At 52.8% G+C, this 16408-nt stretch carries 15 protein-coding genes and 1 pseudogene; 4 read left to right on the top strand and 12 right to left on the bottom strand.

Features of this window, described 5'->3' with window-relative positions; all coding sequences use genetic code 11:
- Positions 1–81: 81 nt before the first annotated feature.
- The 3 genes and pseudogenes from AB4N44_RS10100 to AB4N44_RS10090 all read right to left on the bottom strand — a co-directional run.
- Positions 82–765, bottom strand: a pseudogene (locus AB4N44_RS10100) (PAS domain-containing protein); the annotation flags it as partial.
- Positions 766–1045: 280 nt separating this feature from the next.
- A complete protein-coding gene (locus AB4N44_RS10095) occupies positions 1046–2113 on the bottom strand; it encodes a diguanylate cyclase (RefSeq protein WP_460111713.1) in 1068 nt (355 codons plus the stop codon).
- 156 nt (positions 2114–2269) lie between these two features.
- Positions 2270–2878, bottom strand: coding sequence for a TetR/AcrR family transcriptional regulator (locus AB4N44_RS10090; protein ID WP_460109053.1), 609 nt, complete (start codon positions 2876–2878; stop codon positions 2270–2272).
- A 215-nt stretch (positions 2879–3093) separates the two neighbouring features.
- Between AB4N44_RS10090 and AB4N44_RS10085 the strand changes: the two genes are divergently transcribed.
- The gene (locus AB4N44_RS10085) at positions 3094–4149 is read left to right on the top strand and encodes an MBL fold metallo-hydrolase (protein ID WP_460109055.1); all 1056 of its coding nucleotides are present in this window, start codon (positions 3094–3096) and stop codon (positions 4147–4149) included.
- A gap of 21 nt (positions 4150–4170) precedes the next feature.
- Here the strand turns inward: AB4N44_RS10085 and AB4N44_RS10080 are convergent, their stop codons facing one another.
- The 3 genes from AB4N44_RS10080 to AB4N44_RS10070 all read right to left on the bottom strand — a co-directional run bounded on the left by AB4N44_RS10080 (position 4171) and on the right by AB4N44_RS10070 (position 5641).
- Positions 4171–4452 (bottom strand): XRE family transcriptional regulator, encoded by a 282-nt coding sequence (locus tag AB4N44_RS10080; protein ID WP_460109057.1) that lies wholly within the window; start codon positions 4450–4452, stop codon positions 4171–4173.
- 10 nt (positions 4453–4462) lie between these two features.
- Positions 4463–4780 (bottom strand): helix-turn-helix domain-containing protein, encoded by a 318-nt coding sequence (locus AB4N44_RS10075; RefSeq protein ID WP_460109060.1) that lies wholly within the window; start codon positions 4778–4780, stop codon positions 4463–4465.
- A 93-nt stretch (positions 4781–4873) separates the two neighbouring features.
- On the bottom strand, positions 4874–5641 hold the full coding sequence (locus tag AB4N44_RS10070) for an AraC family transcriptional regulator (RefSeq protein ID WP_460109063.1): 768 nt from the start codon (positions 5639–5641) through the stop codon (positions 4874–4876).
- Positions 5642–5753: 112 nt separating this feature from the next.
- Here AB4N44_RS10070 and AB4N44_RS10065 point away from each other — a divergent pair, with 112 nt between their 5' ends.
- The 3 genes from AB4N44_RS10065 (at position 5754) to AB4N44_RS10055 (ending at position 8644) form a co-directional block, all read left to right on the top strand.
- Positions 5754–6569, top strand: coding sequence for a sulfite exporter TauE/SafE family protein (locus AB4N44_RS10065; RefSeq protein WP_460109066.1), 816 nt, complete (start codon positions 5754–5756; stop codon positions 6567–6569).
- 77 nt (positions 6570–6646) lie between these two features.
- A complete protein-coding gene (locus tag AB4N44_RS10060) occupies positions 6647–7321 on the top strand; it encodes a DUF6933 domain-containing protein (protein WP_141126173.1) in 675 nt (224 codons plus the stop codon).
- 132 nt (positions 7322–7453) lie between these two features.
- On the top strand, positions 7454–8644 hold the full coding sequence (locus AB4N44_RS10055) for a hypothetical protein (protein ID WP_460109069.1): 1191 nt from the start codon (positions 7454–7456) through the stop codon (positions 8642–8644).
- A 3-nt stretch (positions 8645–8647) separates the two neighbouring features.
- Here the strand turns inward: AB4N44_RS10055 and AB4N44_RS10050 are convergent, their stop codons facing one another.
- The 6 genes from AB4N44_RS10050 to AB4N44_RS10025 all read right to left on the bottom strand — a co-directional run bounded on the left by AB4N44_RS10050 (position 8648) and on the right by AB4N44_RS10025 (position 15972).
- The gene (locus tag AB4N44_RS10050; protein ID WP_460109071.1) at positions 8648–9637 is read right to left on the bottom strand and encodes a hypothetical protein; all 990 of its coding nucleotides are present in this window, start codon (positions 9635–9637) and stop codon (positions 8648–8650) included.
- A 186-nt stretch (positions 9638–9823) separates the two neighbouring features.
- Positions 9824–10540 (bottom strand): HNH endonuclease, encoded by a 717-nt coding sequence (locus tag AB4N44_RS10045; protein ID WP_460109073.1) that lies wholly within the window; start codon positions 10538–10540, stop codon positions 9824–9826.
- A 113-nt stretch (positions 10541–10653) separates the two neighbouring features.
- A complete protein-coding gene (locus AB4N44_RS10040; protein WP_460109075.1) occupies positions 10654–11187 on the bottom strand; it encodes a BRO-N domain-containing protein in 534 nt (177 codons plus the stop codon).
- Between the two features lie 509 nt (positions 11188–11696).
- On the bottom strand, positions 11697–12818 hold the full coding sequence (locus AB4N44_RS10035; RefSeq protein ID WP_460158209.1) for a hypothetical protein: 1122 nt from the start codon (positions 12816–12818) through the stop codon (positions 11697–11699).
- 14 nt (positions 12819–12832) lie between these two features.
- Positions 12833–14002, bottom strand: a complete 1170-nt coding sequence (locus tag AB4N44_RS10030; RefSeq protein ID WP_460109079.1) for a hypothetical protein — start codon at positions 14000–14002, stop codon at positions 12833–12835.
- 719 nt (positions 14003–14721) lie between these two features.
- Positions 14722–15972 carry a ribonucleotide-diphosphate reductase subunit beta gene (locus AB4N44_RS10025; RefSeq protein ID WP_460109082.1) on the bottom strand — a complete coding sequence of 417 codons (1251 nt, stop codon included), beginning with the start codon at positions 15970–15972 and terminating at the stop codon, positions 14722–14724.
- Positions 15973–16408 lie beyond the last annotated feature (436 nt).

The following is a 16408-nucleotide window of genomic DNA, read 5'->3' as shown; positions in this document are numbered from 1 at the left end:
GCCTTGCTCGGCGACTTTTCGCGTCGCTACCGAGATGTGATAAGCCGCGCTGGCACTGCGTGCGTCCTGCTCGTGTTGTTCGACTCGGGCGGTCACATCAGAAGCGAACTTCACCACTTTGCACAAGCGCCCGGCGGCGTCGTAAACCGGGTTGTAGTTGGCTTCGAGCCACACCGTTTGCCCACGTTTATCCACGCGTTCGAACTGCCCCTGGAAAAGCTCGCCCTGGTTCAAGCGCCGCCAGAAATCCTCATAGGCGCTGCTGTTGACCAGTGCAGGCGTGCAGAACAAACGGTGATGTTTGCCTTTCAGCTCGGCGAGGGTGTAACCCATGCGCGTCAGAAAATTCTGATTGGCCGTAAGAATGCTGCCGTCGAGGTTGAATTCGATGACCGCCATTGCCCGGTCAATCGCTTGCAACTTGGCATTGGCCTCACTTTCCTGCTGCACCTTGGCGGTCACGTCCATGGCGTACTTGACCACTTTTACCACGCGCCCCGAGGCATCCTTGATCGGGTTGTAACTGGCTTCCAGCCAGATCGGCTGGCCCTTGCTATCGACCCGTTCAAATGTCCCGGACTGAAACTGGCCGTTTTTCAGGCGTGACCACAAATCCGTGTATTGAGCACTGCGGCCGAATTCCGGTGTGCAAAAACGCCGATGCGGTTGGCCGATCGCTTGTTCGGCGGTGTAACCCATGGTCTTGAGAAAGTTGTCATTGGCGCGCAGCACCACACCATCGAGGTCAAATTCGATCACCGCCATCGAGCGATTGATCGCGTCGAGCAGGCCGGCTTGTTCGGTGAGGGTGCGCTGAAGATCGTCGACGACGGCTTTGTGGCGATTGAAGAACATGCTCGCAGTACTCTGGAAGAGGGGAAGATCGAGGATTCAGTCCCTATTTCCGCGCTGGCAGACCGAATGCGCGGACGGCATTCGGCGGTGACTGCTCAATGCCAGCATTCCTTAACTGGCAGATGGCTACTTATACAAAACTTCATAAAGTTGTACAAGAAACTAATTATTTGTAATTTTGTATAACTTTTCAGGCGCTGGCGTTGTCTGTAGCGGCACGGCTCAAGGCCACGCTGATAGTGTTGCGGCCCTTGTGTTTGGCGGTGTAGAGCGCTTTGTCGGCATCGTCCAGCCAGTCGAGGGCATCCTTGTACAAGGGCTGATACCGCGCCAGACCGATACTCAGACCCATTCGCAAGTCTGGCACCTGCGGATGACGGTACTGCTGCAATGCCTCGCGCAACTGCTCCATCAGCGCTTCAGCCTTGTTCAGCGGCCGTGTCGGCAGGATCACACAGAACTCGTCACCGCCGTAGCGCCCGGCCAACTGGTGTTGATCGAGCAGGTGCTTGAGGTCGTGACTCAATTGCCGCAGCACCGCATCGCCGACGATGTGCCCGAAGCTATCGTTGATCTCCTTGAAATGGTCGATGTCGATCAACGCCAGCGTGGCTTGGCTGTTGTGTTGGCGGCACTGCTGAAATTTCAGGTGCAGCAGGTCTTTCCAGGCACCGTGATTGAGCAGGCCGGTGAGGCTGTCGGTACGGCTGAGGGCGCTCAGTGCGCGTTTGTGTTGGGAGAGTTTGATCGCCAGGCGATAACAGACCAGGCCCAGTGCCAGCGGATAGAGTGTGAGCATCGGCAGGCAGGCCCAGACTTGCTCCTGTGTCATCGTCAGGCTGAATCTGACACCAAAGATCATCCAGCCCAGTAATACGCCGGCGAGTTGGGCGAGGGCGCCGAACACGAACAACCGATAGCCACCGGCGGCGACGTTGTTCATGGTCATCATCGACAGGATGGTCACGGTGGTCAGCGGACTGAACTGAAAACTCGCCGCCCAGAATCCCCCGCACAGCGAGTCATACAACAGGTTGCGGCGTTCAGCCTGATACGGGAACGCCGAGCGAGTAGAAATCTGATAAGCCAGATGCGGCCAGGCGAAGCCGTTGAACAACAACAGACCCCAGACCCAGCCGGGCATGTTCAGCGGATACAACGCAGCACCGACGCTGAAGAAACCGATCCCCAGACCGATGGCCCTGGGCAGGTAAATGCGTCGGGCGAATGACAAGCCTTTGCCGCGTTGGTTTTCCATGATGCCCTGCGCGAAATTCATCCTGAAATACTTTGCAGTATTTTCTCAGGCTAACCGTTCGTCGGTCGATTGTCGGACATTGTCATTTATTCCAACGGGAATAATCAGTGTCCTTCCGAGCCATTTAATCGCTGGCTCGCGCAGGAGAACGGCTATTTAGAGCTGATAGCAGGCCAGAAACATCTCCAGCGCCGATTCGGCGACGGTGGTCTGCATGTCGGCATCGAGAGCGGCACGGCCCATCGAAATCTGTGGCCAGAAGCCAAAGGTCTTGAGCAAGCCTTGTACTTGATGGGCGGCGAATTCCGGGTCGACCGGTTTCAATCGGCCGTCGGCCTGCGCGGCGCGAATCCACACGGTCAGACCTTCCTCGCGCTCGCCCATGCGCTCGATCATGTTCTGCGCGCGCTCCGGCGAATGAATGGTCGCAGCAATTGCCACCCGTGCCAGGGTCAGAAAATTCTCGTCAGCCATCAACTGCACCTTGGCCTGCAGCATCTGCCGTAATTGCTCGCGCAACGGCTGATCGCGGTTGTAGGTCACCGACTGCTCGGCGCTGATTCGTGCCCACAACTGGTTGAGAATTTCCGCGAACAACTCCTCTTTGCTGGGGAAATGGTTGTACACCGTGCGCTTCGACACACCGGCGGTGGCCGCGATTTTGTCCATGCTGGTGATCTCGAAACCGTGGGCACGGAATTCGGCAATCGCCGCCTGAATAATGGCTTCGCGTTTACGGTCGGTGAGGCGCTGTGGAGCTGTCATAAGTACGCTTCGGCAGAGAAAAGATGAAATTACACTTGGCAGTTTACTTGTCATCCGCTTTGATGCAACCTAGAAACTACACCGAGCAGTGTAATGTTGCGTTAATCCTCGCAATCTAAAAAACAGAAGTTCGGCCTATGCGTGCAGCTTTGGCCATTTATCGTCCCACCGTGGAAAAACCGTGAATTGCGCGGTTTTTCTGGAGTCATTCAGTCATGGCCAATCCAGTTTCGATCCCGGATAACACATCCACGCCTGAAGCCTCGCGGCAGCATCAGGGGCTGTTTCGCAACCACGCACCTGTGCAACGCGAAGGCGTACGCAAAATGCTGCGGATCATGTGGAACATGATTTTCCACAAACCGCGCAACACCCGACCCGCCGCGCCGATTCCGGTGCAAGCGTTGACCCGGGAAGAACTGCTGGCAGCGCCCAATCACAGCGTCTATCGCCTCGGTCACTCGACCCTGTTGCTGAAGCTGCGCGACAAATTCTTCATCACCGACCCGGTCTTTGCCGAGCGCGCATCGCCGGTGCAGTGGGCCGGGCCGAAACGCTTCCACCAGCCGCCGATCAGCATCGACCAGTTGCCGCCGATCGAAGCGGTGATCCTGTCGCACAACCATTATGACCACCTCGATTATCAGGCCGTGCTCAGACTGGCTGCCAAGACCAACCTGTTCCTGACTCCGCTGGGCGTCGGCGACACCCTGATCAAATGGGGCATCGAAGCCAGCAAAGTCCGCCAGTACGATTGGTGGCAGGGCGCAGAGATTGCCGGCATCCGTTTCGTCGCCACACCGTCCCAGCACTTTTCCGGCCGTGGCCTGTTCGATGGCAACAGCTCCCTGTGGGCGTCCTGGGTGATGATCGACGGCGACACGCGGATCTTCTTCAGCGGCGACAGCGGCTACTTCGACGGCTTCAAACGCATCGGCGAACAATACGGCCCGTTCGACCTGACCCTGATGGAAACCGGCGCCTACAACGTCGAATGGCCACACGTGCACATGCAGCCCGAAGAAACCCTGCAAGCGCACATCGATCTCAAGGGCCGCTGGCTCTTCCCGATCCACAACGGCACCTTCGACCTGGCCATGCACGCCTGGCACGAACCGTTCGACCGGATCCTGGCATTGGCGTGGGAACGCAGTATTTCCATTACCACGCCGCAGATGGGCGAGGCGTTTAACATCGCTCAACCGCAACGCGGGGAGGCGTGGTGGTTGGCGGTTGAAGGGGAGAGTGAGGCGGTGGTGCAGAGCGCCTGATGAGTTGGAGACGGTTCGCGTCTAAGGGGGCGAACCGGTTGCTCCAGAACCAAGCCCTGAAATCTTGATGTTGTATTCGGCCATCGTAGTAACGGGTACCTCCCGGAATTTTCCACGAAGGATTTGCTGGAGATTCTCCAGAGGTATTCCCAGTCTTTGTGCGGCTTCAGATTCGCTTATGTCGGTGGACTCGATGAGCGAGATCAATTTTGTCACGTACTCGGACTTGAGCAGCATCTCGCCTGTATGCTCAAGCCCTAAATCTTGATAAACATTGCCTGTGCTTTCTTCGATCTCGCTCATGTTTTTATCCTTACTCAGCCATCGCAAAATCCCCACGTCCCACCGCTTCCGACGACACGCCCTGAAAACTCGCACTACGCCCCGGTGCAAACCCCGGAAAGAACACCAGCCCCTGCGCCTCAAACCGGTAAGCCAACGCCAGTCGCGCCGCATCCGCGACATCCTGCTGCGCTTCAAAGCGTTGAATGTCTTCAACCGAAACCTCAGCCTCCCGTGATAGCTGTTCCACGCTCCAGCCCAGCATCGCTCGGGCCTGGACGCAGTGCGTCGGGGTGAACTGGAAAAGGGCAATGCGTTCGAGGATGTGGTTCATCGCAAGAGAGGCCATGGTGTGCTCCGGGCTCAAGAGTGCTGATTGAAAATCTACTGTGTTTTTGTACAGTTGTTTTCGGCCGGGATCAAACGCATTTTTTGATTTGCGCTAATTCGCCGCCTCCAACCAGACGGACGGTGCCTGCCCGAGGATCCGCCGGAACATCGTCGAGAACGCCGCCGGGCTTTCATAACCGAAGTCCAGCGCGATGCGCGTCACCGCTTCACCCGAGGCCAAACGTGCCAGCGCCAAGACCACGCAAGCCTGCTGCCGCCATTGTCTGAAGCTCAGCCCGGTTTGGTGGCGAAACAGTCTGTTGAAGGTACGCAAGCTTATGTGTAATTGGTCGGCCCACTGCTGTGGTGATTGGTGGGCGTACGGCTGATGCAGAAAGGTCTGACACAGAGACAGGAGCTTTCCGTCAGTCGGCAGCGGAATGTGCAACGGCAGCGGCGCACTGCGCGTCAATTCATGCAGCAACAGATCAATCAACACACCATCGCGCCCGCTGAGGTCATACGTCAGCGGTACTTCCACCGCCTCCATCAGCAAATGCCGCATCAACGGCGACACGCTGATCACCTGACAGCGCTCCCCCAAATCCACTGCACCCGGTTCGATGTACAAGCTGCGCGTGCTGACCCCAAGCATCAACACCTCGTGCGCCACCCCCGGCGGAATCCACACCGCTCGCTGCGGCGGCACCACCCAGTTGCCGTCATGGGTGCTGACCTGCATCACCCCGGTCGCGCCGTACAACAACTGCGCCCGCCGATGCGTGTGAAAAGGCAGCAAGTGACCGTGGGAATAATCCGTACCGATCGCCACCACCGCGCGCGGCGTGTCATCCAGCAGATTGATCGAAACATTGCGCATCAGGCGTTTTCCGATGATTGGCGTAAACGCAAACATTATTGGCTGACTTGCTGAAGCAGGCCAAGCGCTGCCGCTCTATCGTCGACCGCTCTCCCACCACGGACGCCTCGACATGTTCTATTTACTGCTGACCCTCTTCGGCTGCCTGACCGGCATCACCGCGGTCCTGTTCGGCTTCGGCGGCGGCTTCGTCGTGGTGCCGCTGCTGTATCGCCTGCTCACCGCGAGCCACGGCGCCGACGACCCGATCGGCCAGTCAGCGATGCACATCGCCGTCGCCACTTCGACCTGCGTGATGATCGTCAACGCCCTGATCGCCACCGACAAACACCGTCGTGCCGGCAATCTCATCCGTCATTACCTGTGGCCGTTGGGAGGGTTTATCGGCGTGGGCGCAATCGTGGGTGCAATAGCGGCGGTGTGGGTCAGCGGCGACGTGATTCGCTACGCGTTCATCGGCTATCTCGGCGTGACCATCATTGATTGCCTGCTGCGACGCGGTTTTCTCACTCAGAACCCAGACGTCATCCCACGCCGACTTGGCGCTATGGAAATTTCCGCAGGCGGTGTAGGCATCGGCGCCATCGCGACGTTTCTGGGTGTAGGAGGCAGCGTCATGACCGTGCCGCTGTTGCGCCGTTGTGGATTGAGCATGTTGCAAGCGACGTCCATGGCCAATCCGCTGAGCGTGCCGGTGGCAGTAGCGGGGACGCTGACGTACATGGCGTTGGCCGGGTTCAGTCAGGCTGAATTGGGGGCGTGGTTTGTCGGGTATGTGGATTTGCTGGCGTTTGCGGTGCTGACGGTTGGTTCGCTCATCGGGATTCGATTGGCTGCGACATGGATTGGGTGGATCCCGGATCGGGTGCATGCCTGGGTTTATATCGGGTTGCTGATTATTGTGCTGCTGTGCATTTCGCTTAAATGAACCATTGCCAGGCTACAGCGGAAGAAATCAAAATCGGTAATTGAGCGCCGTCCTCCAGCAACTACGAGAGAACCCGGATGTTGATCTTCAATTGCACCGAAGCCGCCAGCAAGTTTTTCAGCCGTGTTCACAAAGGCAAAAAGATCACGCCGGTGGACAACAAACCGCCGTCGCCGGCCATCGAAGATGACGAAGCCTCCAGTTCCGTAGAGCAGTGGCTAGTCCATGCGATCACTGTGCAACGCAAGCATGTTTTGTTGGTTATCCATGTGAAAACCCGTTACTGCATGGTCTTCGCCAATGCGCAAAAGGCTGACACAGAAGGTTTCGTTGCCTGGTTTGCTGATCGTTGGCGTGAAGGATTGATCCGCGATGCGATCAATCACGGTCTTATGGATTGGGTCGATGGCGGCATCATGCCGGAGCGTATGGATCAAGTCTGTCGCGACTATAAGTTTTATCGGCGCAGCCATCGCAGTGCACAAAAACATATTGATGAAATCGCATGGTATTTCCAGGGCAATGCAGCCGAGTGGGGTTGTTTACCACAGAGTGAGCGTGAAGAAATTGGTTTCGATGCCGCAATGAATGACACGCCCAGAAGCAGCAAAGGCCAGAAAGATACCTACTGGCCGAATGTCGAAATGGTCGCTCACTGGTTGCGTGAATATTGCGTTGTTGATGAGGCAGGTATCGAGAGTGCTTTGAAGCGACGTCTGGAGGCGTGGCGAGAAATCAGGGCTTTTCATTAAGCGCCCATGTGCAGCCGAAATGTACGGTTGCACTCGATTCTCTGGCTTGGCCTCGCCATAATCCGCCCCGACTTTCTCCGGGCCGGTTTGTAAACCCCAGGCGCGGCCTTCTCCTCTTTCAAGGATCGATCAATGCTCAAGGGACTGATGCGCCTGGCAACTTGCGCTGCTGTGCTGTTTTCACTGATTTCCACTGCCCATGCCGAAGATGGTCGGCGCGTATTTACCGGTACGCTGGGTAAGACACCGATTGTCGTGGAGCTCAATACCACGCAGCCGGGCGAAGTGATTGGCCGTTACTTCTACGAGAAGTATCATCGCGATTTGCCTCTAAGCGGCGCATTGCAGGACAGCACACTGACCTTGACCGAGGGCAACAATCGTTACGGCGACGACAAGCCGCTGCCAACGCTGAAACTGGAAGAGACCGGCGACGGCTGGCAAGGCGAGTGGCAAAGTCCGAAGGGCAAGAAACTGTCAGTGCAACTCACCGAGGCCAAAACTCCAACGCCAACCGCTAACACACTGCCAATCATCGCCGCGCTGCCGAGCGGTGAGTTGTACGAATACTTGCGAGTGCAGGGGCTCAATCTCAAAGCCACGAAGAAAGAGACCTTCATGGGCTACACCCTGCAATGGTGGACGGAGCCCGACTCGAAAATTGCCCTGTTCAGTGTGGAATCCGGTTTGCCGAAAGATGATCTGCAGCGGGTCAATCAACAATTGCTGGGGCGGCTCTGGCTTGAAGTGATCCGTTATCACAGTTGCCAATTGAGTGGCGGAGAGAACGTCGACTTCATGCAGCAGGCAGAACCGAAAATGATCTCGCCAGCCGTGGTCAGCCTGAATATCTCGACCAGCTATTACTGCGGCGGCGCGCATCCTGATTTTGGCGATTCACCCCTCAACATTGATGTAAAAACCGGCCACCCATTGTCACTCGAAGATGTCTTTTGGGTAGGTAAGGGCACGCCGATTTTGCATGCCGAGCGCGACAGCCTGGGCGACAAACCGCTGAGCGAGGCCGAAAGTAACGCGCGCTATCAGTACGTAAGCAAAGAGTTGGTACCTTGGGTAATCAAGCAATTCACCGCCCTGTACCCCACAGAAATGAAGAAACCGACGGGAGATGACGACTGCAACTTCCAGGATGAGAGCATCTGGGGCACTTCACCTTGGTACTTCACCGAGAAGGGCTTGTACCTCGGCGCCTACTTCGCTCGCGTACAACGCTCTTGCGATAGACCCGACTGGTCGATCCTGCCGTACTCACTCGTCAAACAACACCCCGGCGCCGTCAACCTGCAACTGCCCCAAGGCTAACCGTCACTCCAGACCCGGCGCTTCACGAATAATGAAGTGATCCAGGTTCTCGATATTGGCATTGAAGACCTCGAAAGGCTTTTCGGGGTTCTTCTTGCCCGGCACCTGCTTCAACTCCGGCGTCACCCCATAGAAGAAACAGAACAACGCCTTGTCGCTATCCACCGCGTGCTTGATCTCTTCCAGAAACGCCTTGCGCTTGCGGTAGTTGTCGATCAGCTTCTTGTTCAGATAAACGCTGACCGGATACGGCTTCTTCTTGCTGTCCTCGGGCTTCTTGAACCAGACCTTGTCCACGAAATCGATACGAAAACTGGCGCCGCTGTGAAAGTCCTCGATCTTCTTGATCCGCCCCCAGTAAATCAGCCCCTTGTTGTCCGTCAGATACTCGATCTTCTTGAAGAACGAACTGTACGGCGCCGTATGCTCACCGACCTTCAACGGCATACGCTTAAGCAACTCCTTGTCCGCGAAGTTGGAAACAAAACACTCCACTGGATGCGCAAACACACTGGTCTTATCCGGCGCCGACTCACGACTCGCCGACTCTTTACCACTGTCCGCCGCCACCCGCACCGGATCATCGCGCAACACATCCACCGCCCCCGCTGGCGCGACAGGCTTGCGCACATACTCACGCCGGGTCAGCAACAACTCTGATGGGAAGTGTTCCTCACGCCCGTCATCCACCTCGCCATCCGCAGTCTCAACGCCAGACGCCGACGCCTTCAAACTCACATACGGACAACCCGCCACATGCTGCGTCGTGGGCAGATTCTTGAAGTGCGGTGTGCGCATGTAATTCACGTTCTTGGCGTTGAACGTACCCAACTCGTTGGACGCCTCGAACGCCGAACGACAAGCATCGTTGGGGCACTGGAAGTGTTCCTTCGCAGAGTCGAATGCCACCGTCTCATCGAAATTGAGATCGCGAACGTCATAGATCGACAACTTGTCGTCGAGGCTGAGGCAGTAGGCGAGATCGAATTTCATGGTGGGGCTCGGATCCTTGAGTGGGGGGAGGGGTATTAATAGCGGGAGGCGGGGTAGGTTGCACTGATTGTTTTCAGGGTGATGCGGAATCTGTGGGAGCCAGCCTGCTGGCGAATTGGTGGTATCAACTCATTACCGAATCCAGACACCCACTCAGCAGCATAAACGCTCCCTAGTCACAGAGTTTTATTCCTCTGGAATCAGCCTTTTCACCCTTTTATAAAGCGAAGCTGTAAACGCCACGCGATCATTCGAATGGTGACAACGACGATGGCAATTCGGACAAAGTGCTACAGCGTTCGAGACTTGATCCGAACCCTTATCTGCAAGTGGTTTGACATGATGGACTTCTAGAAACGGCAGATCATGCATTTGAAACGGAGCCGGGTCGCCACAGCCTTCGCAATGCCCCTCAGCTTCATTTCGAACCCAGGCTCTAACCACGGGATCGCGAACGTAAACCGTACGAGTACTTGACGCTTTCTTTGGTTTCTTTATGCCTTTCGGCGGCTCTTTTATGTGCTTCTTCTGAATTGCAGCAGCGCGACGCTCTAGTGTTTCTTCGTCGGCTGTCGGAATAGCAGGGTCGCCCGGCTGGAAGCCGCGATTTGTGAGAGCTGTTCGAATTAACTGCTCAACATTCGAACCAACGTTTTTCGCCGGTTTGTAACCCTTAATGGGTTTCCGATCCATCGTCATCAGGACTTTGGAAATGTTCTGCATTCGGAATTCGACAGAGCCTTTTGTACGAGTCGACAAGGCTGATGCGCGTAGTTCGCGATTCTCATGTGCCTTGTTGAATTTGTGACCCGCGAGCTCTAAATCGAGCATTGTGAGATAGGTGTCAACCGCTGCCTCAATCTCAGCAACAGTCCAGTCAGTGTCTTTTTTCTTGTCGCTCATAAAATCGCCGAGGGTTGAAAACCCTCGGACGATACTGAGTGGCCATCACGGCTGTCTAGGAAAATTCCTACAGAAAATAGCGACGGATCTCTCGAGATCCGACAACCACATCGCTAACCCATCGAATGCTTCGAAGACTGAAACACCTGCGCAACCCTTCGCCACCAAGGCACCACTACCGTAGCCCGCCGTTGGGACTGATCGTTCAACAGGTAAGGCATATCCCGAAGCCTAATCCAGCTCTCATCCTGCCAACGCAGCAGGCTCAACGACATTTCCGGCCAGTTCAGCAAACTCAACATCGGCTGATCTGAACTTACTGAGCGTTCCGCGTCGCGCAACGTAGGCACCACCAGATGAGTAAGCCACTCACGCAACAACCGATTTTCCGGGACATAGTGATACACAAGTAGCGCATATACGCCGGACTCGCTGAGCATCAACAGCTTTTCAGGCTGCCGGTAATAATCAATCCACAAAAAACGATGTTGATCTTTGTCCAGCTTGGCGACCATGCGATCACTGAGATGGACGCCCATCAAGCGACCGATGTCGCGGGCGCTGAACCATGGTTCGTTTTCGAGAAGGAGGCCGTGCAGATGAAGGCTATGGCGGGTAAATACTGTGGGAGTGTGTGCGTCAAACATGATCAGCCTCCCGAACAGGAAGCATAATTTCAGCAGCAAAGCTGTAGGCGATTTCCTTCATACAGAAGCGAAAATACGTAGGCATATCCATTACCTCTACTTGATAGCTTTCTTAGGGCTAAGGCGCCGGGAGTTAAGAAACCCCAAGTAGAAGGCCGGACATATTCCCCTTTCGGGTCTTGTATTAGCCCACTCCCGACATAGCAGAGGTGTTTTACGCCCACGAGAAATCCATAGGCACAAAAAAGCCGCATCTTTCGGGAGCGGTCAGGCCGCTACTTGAGGCGTTTCTTAGGCGCCGGAGCCGGAAGAATATGAGCTTCTAACGGCGGGGTCAAGCACGAGTAACTGTTTGAAAAATACAATATGAAATATTCGTTTGAAGAGTTTGGTGTGATGTTTAATTACGTTGCTGGGTGTTCGCGTTATACTTTACTCATGCTGATGTAAATCCCCAGCAAGATTTTGTTTGGTGAGCTTGGGTTTTGGGGGGAGACTCACCAAGAAGCTCATACAAAATTTATCGCTGTGACAGGTTTCTTAAAACTGCTTAACATGTCTGGGAGAAAATCTCTAATATCATAGACAACTTCGTGTAAAAGTTGCTCTTTGTCTATGGGGAAGTCTCTGTATTGATGGAATATAAAATTTCGAATTGAGTAAAAGTATTCCTCAAAATTTTGCCCTTCGTTACGTCCTATTGTTTTTAATAACGTGTTGCAAGAATTTCTTAGGTTTGCAAGCTTGCCCTGTGAGCTTGAGTACTCTTTCGCCAAAAGTCCGATTCGTTTTTTTTCTGAGCTGATCCTCTGCGCTTTCTCTAGCGCATCTTTAGCTTTAGATGAGTCGCCAGCGGCTACGATTAGTTCCTCTACTATTTTTGATTGCTCATTTTGATAGATTTCGTCAAGCAGTAATTCGAAAATCTGATAGATATAAAAAAAACACAAAATTGCTTTTGTTTCATATGCGAAAGCTGAGTGAAGCAAAGAGTTTATGACTTGATGATTGTTAAGGTCTTCTGAAATTAGCTTTAGTCGGATTTTTCCGCTATCTGGTTTTATGCCTTCCAGGGTTATTTCTTCAGGGGGAAGGTTGGATAGCTTTATGTAACCATGTCTAATTAAACTGGGCATGGCGCACTCAATTTTGAATGGCTGATCTGTAACTAAAGTTTCTCTACTTATAATGAGGATGGCGGTGTTTGAGTGGAGTATGTCTGATAGCCGAATTTTAACATTTAATTCAATGTTTATTGTTTTTGTGAAGATGGAATCGTTGATGTTTGTCAGTGCGCCTTTAATTGCTGCGTAGGCATATTTTTGGAAGTGAGTATTTGCAGCGTAATCGTGTTCAATGGATTCGAGTGCATTTATAGGAATGCACCATCCAATTCTGGTTTTTCGTATCTCGTCATAGACTTGATATATGTCGTTTTCTAAGATGTTTCTTTTTGCAAGAAAAAAAATATCGAACTGCTTTTCATCGAAAGAATCGTCGAGCGTTAAGGGTGTCGATAAATGGATGTCATCATAAATTCCATGTGCGTCTATAAGTTTGAAGCCGTCTTCGCTATAGGTTGAAAGCTTAAGATCGATGGTCTCGCCCGAGTTGATCGCCCTTATTGTCATGACTATCCATCCGCTTACATGTTTTGGGATTGGTATTTTCTGAGTGCGCTCTTGGCTGCTTCTGTGAGGTTTTTATAGCTGTCTGTGTCTTCATTGAAGATGTCTCTAAAATAGAAACTAAAAAAAGTTCTCTGTGCGTTACCAATTTTGCTAGTGTTGTTTTTTAGCCAGTCTAACGAGTTATTTATTTCCTCCAAGAACTCCTCGGCGTCATCGACTTCTAATTCTGTAATTACTTCGATAACTTCATCTATGTCAGATATAATTTCGAAGTCAATCAGCTTGCCGACAGCTGCTCCAAAGCCGGACATTGCTTGTGGCTTCTTGAATATCTGGATTGCGCTCTTACCAAATGGTGAACTGTTCTTTTCTAAATATTCCTCGGTTACTTCCGTGCCTTCGCATAATTCAATGGCTTTTGTGGTGAATAGATGAAGTGCATGAAGATATTTTTCAAATAGTTCTGAAGATTGATTTTCTTTGGATAATTTTTCCAGGCTATTAATGTTTTCTAAGATGTCGGCTTTGTCAATTGGAAGTTCATCTCTGTCGAGGTATGCATTGAAACCTTCAATGACATCTTTGAAATTGTATTGATTCGGTTTGTTTGCCGCCTTTCCGTCAGCTTCTCTGACAAGTTCAACTCCCTGGATCGAGGTTCCTAAATAGTCGAGATAAAGTATCTCGATTTGTTGGCGTAGCGACATGGGTGTTTGGCCAGTATTAAGTGTCAGCATTCTGTACAAAATGCCCAGGCGGTTTAGCCCAATATAGATTTCAACGCGAAGTTTTGCGTTTTCAAGTTTTTTTATTCCTGCTTCATCTTTGTTTGTGCGTAACTCTTCCAGAAGATCCAGTATTGTATGGGTTCGTTGTAGCCCGTCTAGTATTACGAGGTTTTCAGAGTTTTCCTTAATTTGTGAGATTAAGTTTTCTTCGGCGTCTTTGTTGTATCCCTCTGCGCCAGATGTAAGTGCAAGTACAACCGGGGGGATAACGCATTCGCGCATAAGATCGTGCTTTAGAAGCGCATACACTGTTTTAGAAGATCTGACACGTTTGCGTTGGAAAATATTATTGCTTAGAACATTTCTGGTGAGGTTTTCGTATTCCGCGATGGACATCTCTACAAGTACGTTTGACGCTTCAATTCGAGAGTCATACAAATGAGAGGCTATTTTCATTGCTTCATCCTTGGTTTTTCGCTTGAGTGTAAGTGGTTTGTAATGTTCAGTAGTTTGCTAAAAGTTAGTATTTCTTTGGTTTGGACTGCAAGTCTTTCGTTGTGGAGGGAGATAATTGCGCCGCTCTAATATGTGTCTTCTCAGTGACTGCGGTGCCCCGATCTCAGCGTCAGCGCTGGAAAGATGCGGCTTGTTTTTTTCTCCGTCGCCCGGAAAAATAGATCTAACAGATCGCCTATTATGCTATATGTTTTTTGCTCTCCATAAGTAGGTGACCAAAGTGTCAATTACCATCGATGTAAAGAGATAATACTCTCAGATCACGACGAAGTCGTTGTAAATGGCACGAATTTTATATGATCCAAACACGTGGCCTCATATCGCCCGGGACGCTAGGCAAAACCGTTATGAAAAATCCATGCGCGGATCTATATTTTTCCTTCTACCCCCTAACGATGTCGAACTCTAAGACGTCTAATGGAAGGTCTCATAAAATGAGAGGACCTTCGCGACATCTCCATGAAAATTAGCAGGGTTTTCCGGAAAAGTATTGGTCATCAAGCAAAATTTTGAGACAGGATAGAAATTTCTGCTCAGCGCTCCATCCTGTCTTTACGAGCTTTAGAGTCCCACGTTCCGGCTCCATAAAAAAAGCCCTGACAAAGGTCAGGGCTTCTGATTACTCTAGTAGCTAGTTCTAGAAAAACCAGGATTGAAATTCAATCCCAGCTCAACGCACCACCAGTTTGGTATTCGATCACGCGAGTCTCAAAGAAATTCTTCTCTTTCTTCAAGTCCATAATCTCGCTCATCCAAGGGAACGGGTTAGTCGTCCCTGGGTATTCCTCTTTTAGGCCGATCTGCGACAAACGACGGTTAGCGATGAACTTCAGGTAGTCCTCCATCATCGCCGCGTTCATACCCAACACCCCGCGAGGCATGGTGTCGCGCGCGTATTCGATCTCCAGCTGCGTACCCTGCAGAATCATCTGGGTCGCTTCTTCTTTCATCTCAGCATCCCACAAATGCGGGTTTTCGATTTTGATCTGGTTGATCACGTCGATGCCGAAGTTCAGGTGCATGGATTCGTCGCGCAGGATGTATTGGAACTGCTCGGCGACGCCGGTCATTTTGTTGCGGCGGCCCATGGACAGGATTTGAGTGAAGCCGCAGTAGAAGAAGATGCCTTCCAGAACGCAGTAGTAGGCGATCAGGTTGCGCAGCAACTCTTTGTCGGTGTCCGGGGTGCCGGTTTCGAACTTCGGATCGGAGATCGAACGGGTGTACTTCAGGCCCCAGGCGGCTTTTTTCGCGACCGATGGAATCTCGTGGTACATGTTGAAGATTTCGCCTTCATCCATGGCCAGCGATTCGATGCAGTACTGGTAGGCGTGGGTGTGGATCGCCTCTTCGAAGGCCTGGCGCAGGATGTACTGGCGGCATTCCGGGTTGGTGATCAGGCGGTACACGGCCAGGACCAGGTTGTTGGCAACCAGGGAGTCGGCGGTGGAGAAGAAGCCGAGGTTGCGCATGACGATGCGACGCTCGTCGTCGGTCAAGCCTTCCGGGTCTTTCCAGAGGGCGATGTCGGCGGTCATGTTGACTTCTTGCGGCATCCAGTGGTTTGCGCAACCGTCCAGATATTTCTGCCAGGCCCAGTCGTACTTGAATGGCACGAGTTGGTTGAGGTCGGCGCGGCAGTTGATCATGCGCTTTTCGTCAACGGCGACACGGGCGGAGGCGCCTTCGAGTTCGGCGAGGCCTTCGGCGACGTCGAGGGAGTTCAGTGCAGCCTTGGCGCGGGCGACAGCGGCGGAGTCGTCGGCGGTCACGGCGCGAGCTTCGATCGCGGCGGCACCGCCAGCGTTGTCGAGGCGGTCCATGTTGGCTTCAGTAGCGTGGCCGGCGTTGGCGCCTTTCACGGTTGATACTTCACTGTCTTCTTTGTCGAATTCGTCCCAGCTCAGCATGACGTGTCGTCTCCTGCGTGAGGGCCTGTGCCCGTGTGAAACCTGATTGGTTGGTTTTTCACACGGTCGTACAGACCGCGTTGGATGTCGTTTTTTGCAGCGATGCACGCAGGCAAATAAACAGAAATTTTGACGGGTTCCGAGAGCCTCTGATGGGCGCAATCAGCGTTGAACGCTGCTGCGGGGCTTCAGAATGGCTTTTGCTCCCTGTAAGGGAATATTGCTGACCCGTATGGGGCGGCATTATAGGGAAAAAAACACGGCTGTGCTGAGGCGAATCCGCGCATGGAGCGGTCGAGGAGGGTGGTTTTTCGACGAGAGTGAGGGTTTACAGGGCTTTGCCGGGGGAAGATTTTTTTTCGTAAAAATCTCGCCATTGTGAATTTGCTCAAAAAACGAACAAAAAACAGCGGTTTTCACTACATCTAGTGGTTTG

The sequence above is a fragment of the Pseudomonas sp. S3_C06 genome, from assembly GCF_054667675.1.
This window is presented reverse-complemented; position numbering and strand designations above follow the sequence as displayed.